Origin of the sequence: Vibrio makurazakiensis (assembly GCF_050337375.1) — a bacterium.
Taxonomy (GTDB): domain Bacteria; phylum Pseudomonadota; class Gammaproteobacteria; order Enterobacterales; family Vibrionaceae; genus Vibrio; species Vibrio makurazakiensis.
Genome location: NZ_JAKJSW010000092.1, coordinates 1 through 16,653 on the forward strand (window position 1 = coordinate 1; position 16,653 = coordinate 16,653).

Here is a 16,653-nt window from a genome sequence, read left to right on the forward strand (position 1 = left end):
CCCTTAATACGTATAGGAAGTATCAATGAATACTTTCTAAATTACAAAGGGATAGTATAAATTACTGCGTATTATAGTGTTGCGCAGTTTTCTGAGTGAGTGCGACGATAACTTTCACTGCTTGTTCCATTCCTTGCACCGTAATAAATTCATGAATACCGTGGAAGTTATAACCGCCAGTAAAGATGTTCGGACATGGTAACCCCATAAACGACAAACGAGCACCATCGGTTCCGCCACGAATAGGCTTTATCATAGGTTCTACGTCGCATTCGATCATTGCTTGCTTGGCTAACTCTATAATGTGCTGGTGCGGCTCAACCATCTCTCTCATATTGAAATAGCTGTCTGAAAGCTTGAGCTCTACTCGGCCTTTTTCGAGTTGCCCATTCAATTCATCCACTTTGCATTGCATGAATGTTTTACGCTCCGCTACGCCCTCTCGGTCAAAATCTCGGATGATATAGCCGAGCTCCGTTCGTGCAACACCCATTTCTGCTGACTTCAAATGATAGAAGCCTTCATAACCTTCAGTGCACTCTGGCGTTTCTTGCGCCGGCATCATCAGTTGAAAACGCGCGGCAATATTCATGGCATTCACCATTTTACCTTTAGCCGTACCAGGGTGAACATTCACGCCATGACAAATAACATCAGCGCTCGTCGCATTGAAGTTTTCAAACTCCAATTCACCGATAGGCCCACCATCAATGGTGTACGCCCACTTAGCGCCAAACTTTTCTACATCAAACAAGTTAGCCCCGCGGCCAATTTCTTCATCCGGTGTAAAGCCGATACAAATATCGCCGTGTTTTAATTGAGGGTTTTCACAAAGAAAGGAAATAGCCGAAATAATTTCTGCGATACCTGCTTTGTTGTCAGCACCAAGCAGCGTTGTTCCATCAGTAGTAATGATGTCATGACCATGTAATTGATTTAAGTCTGGATACTGCTGCGGCGTTAAGCTTTCACCACTCTCTCCAAGTACGATATCACCGCCTTGGTAATTCTTGATAATTTGTGGTTTTACATTCTTACCCGATGCATCAGGTGCGGTGTCCATATGCGCAATAAAGCCAATTGCTGGAACTTCATGATCAACATTTGAAGGAAGTGTTGCCATTAGATAACCATGTTCATCGAGTGAAACATTAGCCAAGCCCATCGCTTCTAATTCTGCTTTTAAAGCTTCAGCGAATACATACTGCCCTGAAGAACTCGGACAATGAGAATTGGAAGGCACAGACTGAGTATCAAAAGAAACATAACGCAAAAATCGTTCAACAAGTATTTCCATAATTTATCTCGCTATATACAGAGGCAATCACCATTTCTACTTCTATTCATATGTACTTTATTTAAAACAGCACATTACAACTTGGTGAGTAGTTTGGCTTAGAGAAAAATCATCTTACGCCCCTGTCTAGGCAATGATTTGCTCTACATCAGTTTTAGGTACATTGATAACAATATCGATATACTCAGTTAAATCGATTTCAGTACCTTTACCAATCCCCGTACCTTTTCCTACACTCTTATTTAGAGGGTTTACGTCAGTATAGTTAACACCGTACGGATGACTGCTCATAACTTTGTCCTATATCTACGCCCTCAATTCTCCCCCTAATAAAGAGACAAAGTGGATGATGATGCGATTGGCATGATCGAGCATGATGCATCCAAATTTATGTAAGGGTTCGTTATGACGATTAATAAATACTATGTTCTGGTGCCTAAAGCTTGTGACAAGCAGGAGCAATCAAACCATCAAACATTATCCGAGAAAGAGACTCACCGCCAACAAACACTGAAACAAGCTCAAGTAGAGGGAGGGCTAGCTAGTTAGCTTATTGAGCAGCCATCGGTAAAACCGAATTAGTTTATGAATTTATGTTGCAGCTTTTATAAACCTATGTAGACGTCTTTGAGTCGAAGTATGATATCTAACGACGTTGCATGGGTTTACTCATTGTTTATATGGTGACTTTGCACAATTTAAAAYCATGTCATTTCCCGCCCCCATCATTTTGTGTTAATACTTTGTGTTCCAAAAAATTCTACCACTCACTCCAATTTTTATTATCAAGCTCAGTAAAGGCTATTGATCATTGTGTCGTGACAGAATTAATTACTTCAAAGGGATCTCACACATGGAATACTCTCTCTTAGGAAGCAGCAAAGTTTCCGTTTCTCGCATTTGTCTTGGCAGTATGACTTGGGGAGTTCAGAACACTCAGGAGCAAGCGGAAGAGCAAATTGAATACGCTCTGAGTCAGGGCATTAACTTTATTGATACCGCTGAAATGTACGCAGTGCCTCCCTCTCCTGACACTTACGGAAAAACAGAGACAATAATTGGTAACTGGTTAGCAAAGAACCCTAACCGCCGTAAAGATGTCGTTATTGCCACCAAAATTGCTGGTCCGGGCTTACCTTGGGTTCGCAGCGGAGGGCTTATTACCGGAGAGGCCATAATAGAAGCTGTCGACGCTTCGTTAAAGCGCTTACAAACTGATTATATCGATTTGTACCAATTGCATTGGCCAAACCGAACATCCCCACACTTTGGTAAACACTTCCCAAACCACTTCAAATTCAGCGACATTGACCGCCACCAGCATGAAGCGCAAATGTTAGAGATACTGCAAGCTCTGGCTGTATGCATTAAAGCCGGGAAGATCCGTCATTGTGGGCTATCGGACGACACGCCATGGGGAATTAACACCTATTTGAAACTCAGCGATAAGCATGACTTACCGCGAATGGTTTCTATACAGAACGAATTCAGTTTATTGCACGCAAAAGATTGGCCGTATTTAATAGAGAACTGCTTACACGAAGATGTAGCCTATTTACCGTGGTCTCCGCTCGCGGCTGGTAGCCTGAGTGGTAAATATTTGAATGGTGCAAGGCCTGAAGGTTCTCGCTGGACTTATATGCAAAGGCAGGGAATATTCCGTGACACCCCTCAAGCCAACTCTGCAATTAAAGCTTATGTAGATGTTGCACACGCTCATGGTTATACGCCAAGCCAACTAGCGCTAGCCTGGTGTGACCAAGTTGACGGTGTGACCTCAACAATTATCGGTGCGACAACAATGGATCAATTAAAAGAAAACATTGCGGCTTTCTCTAAACCGTTAAGTACTGAAGTAATCACGGACATCAACACGGTATTCAAACAGTACCCAATGCCATACTAATCTCATATTGCTTTCCGACAGTCTCACTTTGAGACTGTCGAGCATTACTTAACCTACTGCTAACTGTTCTACGGCTGCTGCTTAGCTARTCAGTCGTTACTTATCCAAATAATCATTATTTAGCCAAACCATTCGCTCATCCCTTTTGGTCTTATACGCTTTACTCTATAATGCCCACGCTTTTATTCGAGCTAAATTTTTATCACTTTGGACACATTCATGATTTCAAAAAACCAACTAAAACTACTTCGAGCTTTAGGCCAGAAGAAACAGCGTAAAGCACACGGCTTATTTTTAGTCCAAGGTGAGAAAAACGTGCTTGAGTTGGTGAATAGTGACTTAACCGTAAAACACGTATTTGCAACTCGTGAGTTCTTAGAAGAAAACCAGCAAGCGTTGTTCTCATTTGACTGCATTGAAGCATCACTTGATGAACTAACCAAGGCGAGTACATTAGTTAGCAACAACTCGGCGATTGCTGTTGTAGAGATACCTCAAATTGAGGTTCCTCAGGCTAAAGGTTTGATGATTGCCCTAGATGGCGTATCAGATCCGGGTAACCTTGGAACCATCATCCGWGTGGCAGATTGGTACGGTATCAAACACATCGTAGCAAGTACTGACTGCGCTGATCCGTACAATCCGAAAACGATCAGTGCAACCATGGGCAGCTTCGGCCGTGTGCATGTTAGCCAACTCGACTTACCGAGCTACCTAGACCAAGCAAACCTTCCAGTTTATGGTGCATTCCTTGAAGGGGAAAGCGTGCACAAAACTGACTTTGCTGCTGAAGGTATTCTTCTTATGGGAAGTGAGTCTCATGGTATTCGTGACGAAGCCGCGAAACGCGTAACAGACAAGATCACTATCCCTGCTTTTGGTGGCGCGGAGTCTCTAAACGTTGCCATGGCTACCGGTATTATTCTCGATAACTTACGTCGTCAGCATAGCTAAATAGCACGAATGCAAAAAAAAAAAAGCGTAACCACTTTAAGTGATTACGCTTTTTTTAATTCCGTTGTTCTATTTTTCAAGCATTTCCAATTTATCCGCAACACCATTCCACTTTGCCGCGTCATCCATAGGAGGCTTCACTTCCGTCTGCACAGGCCAAACTTCTGCAAGCTCAGCATTGAGCTCAATGTATATTTGCTGATCTTCTGGTAACTCATCTTCTTGGAAAATTGCCTGAGCATCGCATTCAGGTACGCATAACCCACAATCAATACACTCAATCGGATTAATTACCATGAAGTTTGGCCCTTCATGGAACGCATCCGCAGGGCACACAGCCACACAGTCTGTGTATTTACATTGTATACAGTTATCACCTACGACAAATGCCATGATGCAGTTACTCTTACGTTAGTCAAAATTGAAGAATGGGGATAATACTCATCCCAAAGTAAAATTCAACATCATGCACTATGAATATTTCTTCAAATGGGCTGATATTGCCAATTTAGTATGACAGAGAATTCAAATTCTCGTAAAATGCGCGCCATTGTGAGCTTAACTCTCGACTAAGTTGAAGAGTTTGGCTAAGACACCAACTAAGTGAGACACCTGCATGATTCGTTTAACTGAAATCAAGCTTCCTCTAGATCATGAAGAAGAAGCTCTTTCCGCGGCTATTATTAAGAAGCTTGGCTTATCGCCTGAGCAACTGCTTTCATTCAACGTATTCAAACGCGGTTACGATGCGCGTAAGAAATCAAAAATCCTTCTCATTTATACATTAGATGTAGTCGTAGAAGATGAAGCAGCGCTGCTTGAAGCTTTCGTAAGCGACCCTCATGTAAAAGAAACACCAGACATGGAATACAAGTTTGTTGCACAGGCAGCAGCAAACCAAACCGAGCGCCCTGTAGTCATTGGTTTCGGCCCATGTGGTCTATTCGCTGGTCTAGTACTTGCTCAAATGGGCTTTAACCCGATCATCGTTGAGCGTGGTAAAGAAGTTCGTGAACGTACTAAAGATACTTTCGGTTTCTGGCGTAAACGTACACTCAATACTGAATCAAACGTTCAGTTTGGTGAAGGTGGTGCAGGTACATTCTCAGACGGAAAACTCTACAGCCAAGTCAAAGATCCAAAACACTACGGCCGTAAAGTTATCGAAGAATTCGTAGCAGCAGGTGCTCCAGAAGAGATCCTATACGTAAGTAAGCCGCACATCGGTACGTTCAAACTTGTTACTATGATCGAAAAGATGCGTGCCACTATTATCGAGCTTGGCGGCGAAATCCGTTTCAGCACTCGTGTTGATGATCTTCATATGGAAGATGGTCAAATCACTGGTCTAACGCTTTCTAACGGCGAAGAAATCAAAACTCGTCACGTAGTACTTGCGGTTGGTCACAGTGCTCGTGACACGTTTGAAATGTTGCATGAGCGTGGTGTTTACATGGAAGCGAAGCCATTCTCTGTTGGCTTCCGTATTGAACACAAACAGTCGATGATTGATGAAGCGCGATTCGGTAAAAACGCTGGTAACCCTATTCTTGGCGCAGCCGATTACAAATTAGTGCACCACTGTAAGAACGGGCGCACAGTATACAGCTTCTGTATGTGTCCTGGTGGTACTGTTGTTGCTGCAACTTCGGAAGAAGGACGTGTAGTAACAAACGGCATGAGCCAATACTCCCGAGCAGAACGTAACGCGAACAGCGCTATTGTTGTAGGTATTGACCCAGATCGTGATTACCCAGGTGACCCACTTGCAGGTATTCGTTTACAGCGTGAACTAGAGTCTGGTGCTTTTGTTCTTGGCGGCGAAAACTACGATGCTCCGGCTCAAAAAATCGGTGACTTCTTAAAAGGGGCAACCCCAAGTGAAGTGGGTGAAGTGAAGCCATCGTTCACTCCGGGTATCCACCTAACGGATATTTCAAAAGCACTACCTGATTTTGCCATTGAAGCTATTCGCGAAGCTATTCCTGCATTTGAGAAGAAGATTAAAGGCTTCTCAACACCAGATGGCCTATTGACTGGTGTAGAGACTCGTACTTCGTCTCCTGTTTGTATCAAACGCGGTAAAGACTTCCAAAGCATCAACCTAAAAGGCTTCTTCCCAGCAGGCGAAGGCGCGGGTTATGCAGGTGGTATTTTATCTGCGGGTATCGACGGAATTAAAGCTGCAGAAGCGCTTGCTTTATCTATGGTTGAGCAAGCTAACAAGGCTTAACTTTCTGTTGCTACATTGTTGGAAATACAAAAAGGGCTCATAAGAGCCCTTTTTTAATATCTGCGTACTGACAGCTGGTGAGAACCCTATTTTTTAAGGTTAATCTCGGCTTCTACAGAGCCTGTTTCTATCTCAGGGTGATTTGCCAGTTTGTCTGCCGCCCATTGATTTATGTGTTTCAAAATAGCCGACACAGCGTGCTTCTCAGACGCAGGTTGATCTTTTTCAACCTCGATCTTTTGTTTTGGGTGGGAGCCCGTAGCGTCTTCGGCAATGTGTAGCCAATCAGGGTGCCAGTAATATGGCTGACCACTCGGTGTTGTCCAACTATGAACACCGTTAGACTCTCCATGATAATCTAACTGATCTGCTTGTACTTTTTTCATCGTTATCTCGCACTGTTAAATGAGGTCAAGTTTCGAATGTGAAAGCGACTATTGAGAATACAAATAGAGACTTCCATCTATCCTTGACTACAACTTAGCAAAGCTTGCAAACATATCCGTGAACCAAACCACAAAATTATCGAAATTTGACCAAACTATATAAAACAAATCACATTCACGTTATGTATAAATACTCGGCTTCATGATCGGACGCTGAACAATTTCTGACAACTGCGAATGAAAGTGAATCATTTGTTGCTCTGTGCATTTATCCCACTCTAAAGCTACGCCTTGTACCCCATGATGTTGAAATGCATTCAGGCGAATGTTTACTTTTTCTGGAAGGCGCTTTAGAAACTGACCTACTTGCTCTATTTCAGTATCTAAATCACTACGTTCTGGTATATGAAGCAGACGAACCTCGTACAATTTACCGTGCTCTGCCAACTGGTTTATAGATTTAAAAACACGATGATTATCCCGCCCGACTAGCCACTGATGTGTCTCCGACTGCCAGGATTTTAGGTCAATCATCGCTCCATTTAGATAAGGCATAACCTTTTCCCAACCGGACTCTGGAAGTGAACCGTTGCTATCAATAAAACACGTTAGATGTGACAGTTCACTGTCTTGCTTAATGGATTTGAATAACTCAATGATAAACGGAAGCTGCATAGTCGCTTCCCCACCAGAAACCGTGATGCCACTTAAGAAAAAGTGATTAGAGCGTACCAGTGCAATAACCTCAGTAACTGTCATCGTCGTAATTTTTGGGCTCGATTTGTGGCTGCATACCTCAATACATTTATCACAATTCGTACAGAGCTCGGCATTCCAGATAACCTTTCCACTTTCAGAAAAAGCGAGCGCACCAGCAGGGCATGGCTCAACACAGTCTCCACAATGGTTGCAATGGTTAATCGTGTGAGGGTTGTGACAAGTGATACAGTCGAAATTGCACCCTTGTAAAAAGAGAACCAATCGATTTCCCGGTCCATCAACACAAGAAAAGGTCAGCACACGGCTGACCTTCGCTTGTTTTTCTGTCTTATTATTTATAGTAACCCTAGCCATGAGTTGTTAGATCAGAAATTCGTTATTCATAAACCGGAGACATCTCTRAACTGGCGACTCTCGGTTTACGTTCAAGTATACCTGTGTTCTTCGCAGCCTCTGCTCCGAGGAATGTTGTGTTAGTTCTAGAGCCTTCAGCGCCATATTTCGCTATTTCTGACAGCTTAATCATATAGCCCGTAACACGAACTAAATCATTAGAAGCAACGTTAGCCGTAAATTCACGATAGCCCGCCTGAATAGCGCCTTTACACAAGTTAAACATCGCTTCAGGGTTCGACTTAACGGTTTCGTCAATCGTTAGTATGTCGCTGATGCCAGAGGTATAAAATTTGTGATGACCAGCCGTTGCAAGTACATATGACACAGGGTCAGGTTCAGTACCATAAGGGATTCGAACCCCAGGCGTCACATCTTTGTCTAAACTGATTCCGCCCTGAGCATGAAGCAATGCCTTACCTTCAAGCCCATATTTGACTGTTGATAACTCAACAATCTCAGCAAGTTTCTCTGAGATATCAAAACCAAGCTGGTTTGCTTGCTCACTATGCCCGTATCGACCTGCATGTCCTGCTTTTTCCATTAAAATATTTACAGCTTCAGCCATACCATAAATACCAAACATTGGCGCAAAACGAGACTCTTCGATTAAGCCTTCTTTAACTAAAAAACCGTCAAAAAAGTTCGATTTCTCATGCAAAAAGCTACTTCTCGCGTCCATGACTTCAACCATAATACGACTGTAAGATGGTAATACCTGATCTAGGAAATCGACACTATCATGAGATCGTAAAGCGACCTCTTTAAGGTTCATTCGTACTAATGTGTTTGAACCACCAGCTAAAGGTAGTGAGTTATAACAACTTACAATACCAAACCTCTTATCACCGTACGCACTAGCATGAGCGGGATAATTTGCAATGTGAGGTTTGCTGCATTCACAGATATTAGATGCCGCATGACGCAGAAGATCGTCTGGCGTTACCTCAGGGTCGTACATAAAAGTAAGGTTGGGAGCGATCTGTTTAAGCTCTGCGTCTACACGTAAAATAGTACGGCAAATGATGTTGTCGCTTGGGCCAATATTCACATGCATAAATGCGTCAGGTAACGTGCGATCAAGCATTATCCAGAACAGCTTTATCTTTTGATAAATTTGCTCTTCAGTTAAGTCACCGACGAATGGCATCAATACATCATCAAGCTGGCCTAAATAAACAGGGATAGAAGTAACAGAAGGAACATGATGATAAATGATGGTCAACATGTTCAATGCTTCATCAAGATTGGTTGCCGCGTTAAGCTCTAAATACTCTGAGCCTTGAAATAAGTATTTAGAATAATCAGGAAGTACATAACGCGGCTTAAATGGAGCGTGGCCTTCGAACATATCGCACAACACACCATCCTCTAGTGCGATTGCAGCTTCACTACTCACTTCCATGTAAGGAAGGCTAGCTTCTGCTTCTAGCGCGAGGTAACTCGATTTTTGCTTAGGTGACAGGTTGACGTCGGAAATAATGTCATAGAAACGTTGTTGCAACTGCGTTTGGCTCATAATTAAACCCTATTTATTATATGGGTCTAGGTTAACGCGAGTCATGAGTTTCCTCTATTGAAAGATATCCAACCCACTCTTTCCAAAATGGAAATAGAACAAGATTAATACAGATACACCGGAAATTTATTAAATACGTATAAGTAAAGTTGTTCTTAATAAAGGGGGAAGTTTACGATCAATTATCGATTTCTGTGCGGGATACTTTATACAGGAAAGTGTTATGCAGTCGGTCCGTGTGGAGAGAATTCAAGGGTATTAAAATGCTAAAAGCCCCGGCTAGCGGGGCTTCAATCGTAATATTTAATCGAACTGAATTGTACTGCCAACAGAGGACTTATAGCCCACACCCATCAGCACTTTCTTTAAGCCGTCTTTTGTTTCAATAGAAAACGGTGTTGATACTTCGACTCTAGAAAAACCTGCGGCGATGAGAATACTTTCTGCTTTTTCACAAGTTAAGCCGAATCCCTGATTATCGTCTTCTACACACCAATCCCAGTGAACGAACAAACCATCTTCTTCGAGCAAGGTATATATGAGACTGACGGTGTCTTGCAGGTTAGGAATAAAACCACATACTGAAGAAGCGACCACAGCATCAAATTGATGACGAAATGCAGGATGCTGGGCAGCAATGCCTCGCGTTAAGAAGTCGACAACAGGTTCTACATTAGGCAGCTCTTTTTTATCTAACTCTTCAATCATGGCTTCAGAGCCATCAAGCGCAATAATTTCTTTGACTAATGGCGAGATTTTTTGGCTCAGTAAACCAGTACCACAACCAAAATCTAGAATCCGAGTTCCATCCAATTCAATAAGCTTTTGTAGCTCTTCAAATACTGATTGTGCGAATACGCTGGTTGCTTGGTCTTGTTCCCAACCCAGTGCGTATTCGTCCCATTCATTTGCCATCATGGCCTCCATCATTACTTCTTGTACATTAGGAACACGTTCAGATTAAACCAAATTACCCTTTTCGTCATAGAGTTATCACTCAATGATGGATAATTTCTAAGATAACTAGCACAATATTTAATTATTATTCGATCAAGTCACTTGTTTACATGGAAAACCAATGAACCTTTCTCAAATCCAAGCTTTCTGTTCAGTTGCCGACTTAGGGTCTGTTTCTGAAGCTGCTCGTCAACTGGAATGCAATAGAACGAAGCTAAGTATGGCGATCAAAGCATTTGAAAAAGAGTTGGATGTCGAGCTTTTCGTGAGATCGGGTAACCACCTATCTTTGTCTGAGGCAGGAAAGGCAGTCTATAAAGATTGTGAGAGTATGCTAGTAACAGCAGCAAGGATCAAACAAACCTGTGCTCAAGTTTCTGGCGAGTTCAACGCCGAAATTTGGATTGCTCGTGACGACTCATTACCAGACAACATGTGGCAAGACCTTTCACACAGATTGAATAACCGCTACCCATCCACCTCGTTTAATATTGTTTTAGCCTCAAGTGGCGACTTAGCCAACTTAGTCGAAACCCAACAAGTCGATTTCGCTTTTGGTGTCGATTATGAACGCGTTGATGACCCAAGGATCACATACAACCCATTAGGCAAAATCCGTTTAATGTCGGTTTGCAAAAAAGGCCACCCTCTCAGTGCCATGCGTCGTGTCTCCGATGAAGAACTTAGAAACGCAATGCAGGCCACCATGGTTTATCTCAACGAGAAAGACAACCCAGAGTTAGAACCTTTCTCTCGTCGTTATATTGGCTTCTCTAGCTTTGACTATATGTTGGATACGATTTTAAAAGAAGAAGCGTGGGGAGTACTTCCTGAGCCTCTTATTCGCCACCTTTTGCGCCAACAAGAGATTGCTGTCATTAAACATACCTATGGTTTAACTCAAGAAGACTACTGCATGTTTACCGCAGCAGGGATGCAAGAGCACCCTGGTATGAACTGGCTCGCAGATAAGCTCAGTGACTACTTATTTGATTTCTAAAGAAAATAAATAAAATTGAATACAAATCAGTCAGCGCCAATAATAATGACACCATACATTACGGGTAAGCCACTGATTTATTTGAGTTTACCAAAACAACCCAAAATCCTTGTTTAATCTAAACTAGATAGCATTTGTAAAATTCGTCCTATATGAGAACAATTGAGTTAGGTTCTAAGCTAGGAAATCAACATGTGTGACAGGAAACGCCAAAACGAAAATCGAGTACTCACCTTTTCAGCCCTTTTAGCATCGGGCTTCGCAATCGGTGGGCTAGTACTTGGACTTTGGGTTGGTTCATTGGTTATCGTATTTGACGGTGTTTATTCATTGATCAGTTTACTGTTAACTTTATTGTCACTCGCAGCTTCTTACTACATCAACCGCCCTTCAGATTCAGAGTTCCCATTCGGTCGAGCAGTCATCGAACCGATTGTCATATCAATCAAAGCTCTAGTTATCTTACTCATCGTTGGCTRCTCGTTGTACTCTGCAGTCATCTCATTGTTTTCTGGAGGTCGAGAAGTCGACGCTTCAATTGCCACTCTATTTGGTATTGTGAATGTCGTGGGTTGTGGCTACGCATGGTGGTACATCGCACGTAAAAGTCGCCACTTTTCTTCAGGCTTGATTTCAGCTGAATCTAAACAATGGCAAATGGATACACTGCTAAGCGTCGCAGTCACGGCGGGGTTTGTATTAGCTTGGGGCATTACCTTATCTCCCTATAGCCAATATGCCGTTTATGCCGACCCATTGATGATGCTGCTTATGTCGTTCTACTTTATTAAGGTACCATTAGATATGCTGCGCGGAGCAATGCGTGAGTTACTGATGATGTCAGCAACAAAGGAGATTTGTGAAAAGGTTGACCAAAATGTAGTGGCCGTCGACAAAGAGGCACAGCAAAACTTAGAGTTAACAGGCGTGACTAAAGTTGGCCAAGAGCTGCGCGTTAATGTCGACATACACAGCCAAGATGCCAATACTATCGAATTAGGCGACCTAGAACGAACTCGCCGCCGCTTACAACGTAGGCTTTCAAAATTACCTTATGAACTTCAATTGAACCTAAATATTGCGAGTTCTTAAAGGGGGCTAAAGCGTAAAAGCTATTAAAGCCCTGAATCTAAGTTGAAAAGCGCAGCAATTATCAGAACCAGACCGAGCGCAAAATCAGTTAGTGCGCTCCACTTCTTGAACTACTTTACTGCTCACTTTATCTCGGGTCACCCACCAACACGCTAAAGACCCGAGAGTAACCATAACGACTCCTTGCCAAAAAGTGTCCGTTAATGCGATCCCTAGGATCAAAGAAGATAAGAAAGTAGAAAAGATCGGCGTGAAATAAGACAAGGTTGCAAGCAGCACCATGTTTCCACCCAGTATCGCGATGTTCCACAGCGCATACCCCGATCCCATTACAATCCCAGCCAGCAGTAAATCCACCGTTGAACCCAGCGTTAAGCTCATCCCAGTTTCATCACTGATCGCATATTGAATCCACAAAGTGATAGCCGTAGCGATAAAAAACAGCACGATTGCGTTCTGTCCTTTCGCCACTTTTTGAGTGAAATTGCAATAAATAGCCCAAATAATCGCCCCAAAGAACGCCATAGAATAGGTCGCAGGGTTCGTCGCTATGTTCGCTAATATTTGATTAACAGACAGCCCTTGATCACCGCTTATGCTCCAAGCTACACCAAAGAAAGCTAAGCAAATAGCAGGGTAAACCAACAGGTTGGTTTTCTTTTTACTGATGAGCACTGCAACGAGCACCGTCATGGCTGGCCACAAATAATTGATAACCGCCATTTCAACCGCTTGATGTCGATTGTTAGCCATACCTAAAGCGAGTGACAAGAAAATTTCGTAACATACAAACATCGCCCCACCAGCTAATAAGTATGTTTTTGAAAATCGCTTAATATTGGGAACACCCATAATTAGGATCAAAAATATGGAGCTAACCGTATAAATAGATGCAGCACCACCGATAGGCCCTAGTTGTTCCGACACAGTGCGAGACAGAGCCATCAAGCAGCTCCAAAAAAGGATGGCAAGGCATCCAAACAGAGTAAAACGGTGACGAGCTATCAAAATACTTCCTTTCATCCTAACAATAAAAAATAATTGCTTGCTCAAGCATCATACCCACACGCTTAATAAATAGTAATTTTTACTTTCACCGATTAACAACACACCGTACAATATTAAGTAATTTATCGATTGTCGGCGTAATGAAACCTGTGCAAACTTTTAACCTATATTTAAGTCAAAGACTTAGTGACGTAATAGAAGCAAGTAGCGAACAGGAAGTTCATGCGATTCAAAATCAGATGGAGAAAAAGTCGCTCAGTTCTAACCAGACTATTCCAATGGCGGTTAAACTTTTTTGCTCCGGCTATCGTTTACTCAAGCTCGGACGCGCAAACGAAGCGCTCACCAAACTCTCAGATGCCGCTGTCCACGGGCGTGGCCAGCAACGCATACCCGGTTTAAACTACTGCATCGAATACGCAATAGGTGTTGCTTTGTTGAGGCTCGGAAACTATTCCGAATCTATCGTAGCGTTAACTAACGCAAGCGAATGCAAATCACTTTACAACCGACGCCTGTCATCGAGAATTTATAATAATTTAGGCTTTATCTTCCTAGATACTGAAGACTATTCTAAAGCTCATTATTACTTAGAATTAGCTTGGGAACAGAACAGCCAACCAGAGTTAGTGTCATCTATTCCTATTTTGTCTAACCTTGCATTCGTCAATGGCAAGCTCGGTAATATTGAAAAGGCAAAAGAACAGTTTTCGCAATTCAGGTCAGCCTTAAATGACTACCCAAGTACTATTGGCCAGCACTATTATCACAGTGCATACGGCTCGTTCCTTGAATCACAAGGCGAGATCGACGCCGCACTATCGTCATTCCAGCAGTCCATTACAAGTTGCCAACAGCTCAACGACAACTTCTTTCAAATCGACACGTTGAAAGAATACTGTGCATGCGCAATTGAACATAACCGTTACGACAAGCTTGAGCCTAACCTTAGCCTAGGTGTTTCATTGACCCTTCAATTTGGCAGTGCCAACTCGTTAGAGTACTTCGCGTCACTGTTAGTTGAGCATAGTGGGCATGAGGCAAATATTGATGTTCAAAATTCGATGCTAAAGCAGGCTATTGAGTTGCAAACCAAAGCGTCTAAGCTGCACTCAGATGGAAATTTGAACACAATTTCCCAACTTTATCGGCTGTATTCAGAAAGACCAAAACTTGAGAACTCTCACTCTTTCGCCAATAACTTAGATTTTATCTCTTCCTTCGGAGAGTATCTGAACACCCATTCAGATCTCACGGATATGGTGTTTCGCCTCTATAAAGATCTTAATACTATTATGCCCGTCGAGTGCTTAGCTCTTGGCTTATATGATGAAAAATCAGATACCTTAGCGTACAACCAATTTGTGGACTTTGGCCATCAACTAGAGCCATTTACGATTCAATGCTCTGAAGAATCGACATTAAGTACCTATTGCATCAAAAACAAAAAAGCTTTCGTGCATGGTCAGTTTTCATCCGCTGTATTAGCCCAACTTCTGAAGAAGCCACACACACAACAGGCGTTTGTTGGCACCACAGATGAAGACTATCCATCGATCATTATGATCCCTCTTATTCTGGAAGATAAAGTTCTGGGCATACTCACGGCTCAGACTCACCAGCATCATGCTTACCAGGATTACCATTTTTCATTAGTGAAGCACCTTTGCTCTTATATCTCGATAGATATTCAAAACAAGCAGCAAAAACGACAGCTAGAAGAACAACAACTCGAACTTAAAAAGCTAATGCAAATAGACCCGCTAAGTGGTTTGTTCAACCGGTTACCATTACTTTCGTCTATCGATGAATGCCGTAAAAACAATATTGAAACTAACCAAGCCGTTTCAATCATGCTTATCGATATTGACTACTATAAGCAGTTCAACGACTGTTACGGACACATTCGTGGTGATCAAGCGCTATTAGAAGTCGCTCAATTACTTAAGAAAAACTCTGAATTGAATGGTTGTAAAGTTTTTCGATACGGGGGAGATGAGTTTTTGATAATCAGCGAGGGATACACTTTAAGTGAGTTAAATACCGCAGCTCAAGAGTTACTCAAAAGTCTACAGATGTTAGCAATCGAACATCATGGTTCAATGTGCAGTGACTACCTTACGCTATCGATAGGGGCAGCCTTGTTTAACCAACAAGACCTAGCAAAACTAACCAATGAAGAACTGATTCAGCGTGCTGACGAAGTACTCTATAAAGTTAAAGCTCGGGGTAGAAACAACGCTCTAATCGAGTTATCTGAAGACATATAAAAGGATCGGTTAGAGATAGAGATAGAGATAGGCTCACACGAACAAATTCAGTGAGCCGTAGAAAGAGCGTATTGAGTTACGCTATCGCTAAAGGTTAACCTAGCAGGAGCTGTTGCAATTGCTTTAAAGATGATACTTCGTAATGTGGCTCTACACCTTCTGGTTTTGGACTTTGAGAACTATTCAGCCAACAAGTTTCGATACCAAAATTTAGTCCGCCAAGCACATCTGACAGTGGGTTATCCCCTACCATCAACATTCTCTTTTTCTCTGGTGAACCGCTAAGATCATGTGCATGCGCAAAAATCCCAGTATCTGGTTTAGCAATGCCCACTTCCTCAGAAATAACCACATGTTTAAAGTAGTCCGTCATACCCGTTCGTTCGAGCCTAATCGACTGTAACTCAGTAAACCCATTGGTAATGATACCCATGTTCACTTTACCGCTTAACGCTTCTAACAGTTCTTTAGCGCCAGGTAATAGCGTACATATATCAGCCATTGCGGTTAGAAAGGCAGAGTTAAGCTCAGCTGTCGTTGTATCAAGCTTGTTAGCCCAAGCTTCAAAGCGAGTGTGCTTCAATTGCTGCGCATTTATAACGCCATCTTGGTACTCCACCCATAGTGGTAGATTCACTTTTTGATATTCCGAGTAGTCATGCTTGGTGAAATCCACACCAAAACGCGAAAACATCAACTGCATGCCTTTGAAAGAATCAAAGTGAAACAAGGTTTCATCCGCGTCAAAATAAATMCAATCGTACTTCATAACCACTCCTCAATTAATTGCGGCTAGTGTAGGCGGTTTTAACTTGTGTGGAAATGGCTACAAAGCGGTACGGCTACTCAAATACGATCATAAAAATCAGGTTATTTGAGATCAATCACATCGCAACGTGATTAAAATTAAGAGTTAGG

The 16,653-nt window shown here is 42.5% G+C and carries 16 protein-coding genes; 7 read left to right on the forward strand and 9 right to left on the reverse strand.

Annotation, left to right across the window (positions count from 1 at the left end; translation table 11 throughout):
- Positions 1-61: 61 nt before the first annotated feature.
- Together pepT and L4C33_RS11900 are read right to left on the reverse strand one after the other, a co-directional pair.
- On the reverse strand, positions 62-1,297 hold the full coding sequence (gene pepT, locus L4C33_RS11895; RefSeq protein WP_428812649.1) for a peptidase T: 1,236 nt from the start codon (positions 1,295-1,297) through the stop codon (positions 62-64).
- A 126-nt stretch (positions 1,298-1,423) separates the two neighbouring features.
- Positions 1,424-1,588, reverse strand: a complete 165-nt coding sequence (locus L4C33_RS11900) for a hypothetical protein (RefSeq protein WP_428812650.1) — start codon at positions 1,586-1,588, stop codon at positions 1,424-1,426.
- A 114-nt stretch (positions 1,589-1,702) separates the two neighbouring features.
- Here L4C33_RS11900 and L4C33_RS11905 point away from each other — a divergent pair, with 114 nt between their 5' ends.
- The 3 genes from L4C33_RS11905 (at position 1,703) to L4C33_RS11915 (ending at position 4,157) form a co-directional block, all read left to right on the forward strand.
- The gene (locus tag L4C33_RS11905; protein ID WP_428812651.1) at positions 1,703-1,846 is read left to right on the forward strand and encodes a hypothetical protein; all 144 of its coding nucleotides are present in this window, start codon (positions 1,703-1,705) and stop codon (positions 1,844-1,846) included.
- A gap of 304 nt (positions 1,847-2,150) precedes the next feature.
- Positions 2,151-3,203: an aldo/keto reductase gene (locus L4C33_RS11910; protein ID WP_428812652.1), complete on the forward strand. Its 1,053-nt coding sequence runs from the start codon at positions 2,151-2,153 to the stop codon at positions 3,201-3,203.
- Between the two features lie 219 nt (positions 3,204-3,422).
- Entirely contained in the window at positions 3,423-4,157 is a 735-nt protein-coding gene (locus L4C33_RS11915; protein ID WP_428812653.1) for an RNA methyltransferase, read from the forward strand.
- A gap of 69 nt (positions 4,158-4,226) precedes the next feature.
- Here the strand turns inward: L4C33_RS11915 and fdxA are convergent, their stop codons facing one another.
- Positions 4,227-4,550, reverse strand: coding sequence for a ferredoxin FdxA (gene fdxA, locus L4C33_RS11920; RefSeq protein WP_428812654.1), 324 nt, complete (start codon positions 4,548-4,550; stop codon positions 4,227-4,229).
- Between the two features lie 223 nt (positions 4,551-4,773).
- On the opposite strand from fdxA, the gene L4C33_RS11925 reads away from it, so the two are divergent.
- Entirely contained in the window at positions 4,774-6,390 is a 1,617-nt protein-coding gene (locus L4C33_RS11925; RefSeq protein ID WP_428812655.1) for an NAD(P)/FAD-dependent oxidoreductase, read from the forward strand.
- Positions 6,391-6,476: 86 nt separating this feature from the next.
- On the opposite strand, the gene L4C33_RS11930 is transcribed toward L4C33_RS11925, so the two are convergent.
- From L4C33_RS11930 to L4C33_RS11945, 4 genes are all read right to left on the reverse strand, one after another.
- Positions 6,477-6,776, reverse strand: a complete 300-nt coding sequence (locus L4C33_RS11930; protein ID WP_428812656.1) for a hypothetical protein — start codon at positions 6,774-6,776, stop codon at positions 6,477-6,479.
- 180 nt (positions 6,777-6,956) lie between these two features.
- Complete coding sequence (locus L4C33_RS11935; RefSeq protein WP_428812657.1) at positions 6,957-7,850, reverse strand: YjjW family glycine radical enzyme activase; 894 nt, start codon at positions 7,848-7,850, stop codon at positions 6,957-6,959.
- Between the two features lie 22 nt (positions 7,851-7,872).
- The gene (locus L4C33_RS11940) at positions 7,873-9,408 is read right to left on the reverse strand and encodes a YjjI family glycine radical enzyme (protein ID WP_428812658.1); all 1,536 of its coding nucleotides are present in this window, start codon (positions 9,406-9,408) and stop codon (positions 7,873-7,875) included.
- Between the two features lie 303 nt (positions 9,409-9,711).
- A complete protein-coding gene (locus L4C33_RS11945) occupies positions 9,712-10,323 on the reverse strand; it encodes a class I SAM-dependent DNA methyltransferase (protein ID WP_428812663.1) in 612 nt (203 codons plus the stop codon).
- Between the two features lie 163 nt (positions 10,324-10,486).
- Between L4C33_RS11945 and L4C33_RS11950 the strand changes: the two genes are divergently transcribed.
- On the forward strand, positions 10,487-11,365 hold the full coding sequence (locus L4C33_RS11950; RefSeq protein ID WP_428812659.1) for a LysR family transcriptional regulator: 879 nt from the start codon (positions 10,487-10,489) through the stop codon (positions 11,363-11,365).
- Positions 11,366-11,557: 192 nt separating this feature from the next.
- Positions 11,558-12,457 carry a cation diffusion facilitator family transporter gene (locus L4C33_RS11955; RefSeq protein WP_428812660.1) on the forward strand — a complete coding sequence of 300 codons (900 nt, stop codon included), beginning with the start codon at positions 11,558-11,560 and terminating at the stop codon, positions 12,455-12,457.
- Positions 12,458-12,541: 84 nt separating this feature from the next.
- On the opposite strand, the gene yddG is transcribed toward L4C33_RS11955, so the two are convergent.
- On the reverse strand, positions 12,542-13,480 hold the full coding sequence (gene yddG, locus L4C33_RS11960) for an aromatic amino acid DMT transporter YddG (protein WP_428812664.1): 939 nt from the start codon (positions 13,478-13,480) through the stop codon (positions 12,542-12,544).
- A gap of 125 nt (positions 13,481-13,605) precedes the next feature.
- Between yddG and L4C33_RS11965 the strand changes: the two genes are divergently transcribed.
- Positions 13,606-15,735, forward strand: a complete 2,130-nt coding sequence (locus tag L4C33_RS11965; protein WP_428812661.1) for a diguanylate cyclase domain-containing protein — start codon at positions 13,606-13,608, stop codon at positions 15,733-15,735.
- Between the two features lie 94 nt (positions 15,736-15,829).
- Here L4C33_RS11965 and yjjG read toward each other — a convergent pair whose 3' ends face one another.
- Positions 15,830-16,504, reverse strand: a complete 675-nt coding sequence (yjjG, locus tag L4C33_RS11970) for a pyrimidine 5'-nucleotidase (RefSeq protein ID WP_428812662.1) — start codon at positions 16,502-16,504, stop codon at positions 15,830-15,832.
- Between the last annotated feature and the right edge of the window lie 149 nt (positions 16,505-16,653).

Excerpts from the sequence above, each read along its gene's own strand:
- pepT (WP_428812649.1), bottom strand. The coding sequence starts at position 1,297 with ATGGAAATACTTGTTGAACGATTTTTGCGTTATGTTTCTTTTGATACT.
- L4C33_RS11950 (WP_428812659.1), top strand. The coding sequence starts at position 10,487 with ATGAACCTTTCTCAAATCCAAGCTTTCTGTTCAGTTGCCGACTTAGGG.
- L4C33_RS11900 (WP_428812650.1), bottom strand. The coding sequence starts at position 1,588 with ATGAGCAGTCATCCGTACGGTGTTAACTATACTGACGTAAACCCTCTA.
- L4C33_RS11965 (WP_428812661.1), top strand. The coding sequence starts at position 13,606 with ATGAAACCTGTGCAAACTTTTAACCTATATTTAAGTCAAAGACTTAGT.
- yddG (WP_428812664.1), bottom strand. The coding sequence starts at position 13,480 with ATGAAAGGAAGTATTTTGATAGCTCGTCACCGTTTTACTCTGTTTGGA.
- L4C33_RS11905 (WP_428812651.1), top strand. The coding sequence starts at position 1,703 with ATGACGATTAATAAATACTATGTTCTGGTGCCTAAAGCTTGTGACAAG.
- L4C33_RS11925 (WP_428812655.1), top strand. The coding sequence starts at position 4,774 with ATGATTCGTTTAACTGAAATCAAGCTTCCTCTAGATCATGAAGAAGAA.
- fdxA (WP_428812654.1), bottom strand. The coding sequence starts at position 4,550 with ATGGCATTTGTCGTAGGTGATAACTGTATACAATGTAAATACACAGAC.
- L4C33_RS11945 (WP_428812663.1), bottom strand. The coding sequence starts at position 10,323 with ATGGCAAATGAATGGGACGAATACGCACTGGGTTGGGAACAAGACCAA.
- L4C33_RS11935 (WP_428812657.1), bottom strand. The coding sequence starts at position 7,850 with ATGGCTAGGGTTACTATAAATAATAAGACAGAAAAACAAGCGAAGGTC.
- L4C33_RS11910 (WP_428812652.1), top strand. The coding sequence starts at position 2,151 with ATGGAATACTCTCTCTTAGGAAGCAGCAAAGTTTCCGTTTCTCGCATT.
- L4C33_RS11930 (WP_428812656.1), bottom strand. The coding sequence starts at position 6,776 with ATGAAAAAAGTACAAGCAGATCAGTTAGATTATCATGGAGAGTCTAAC.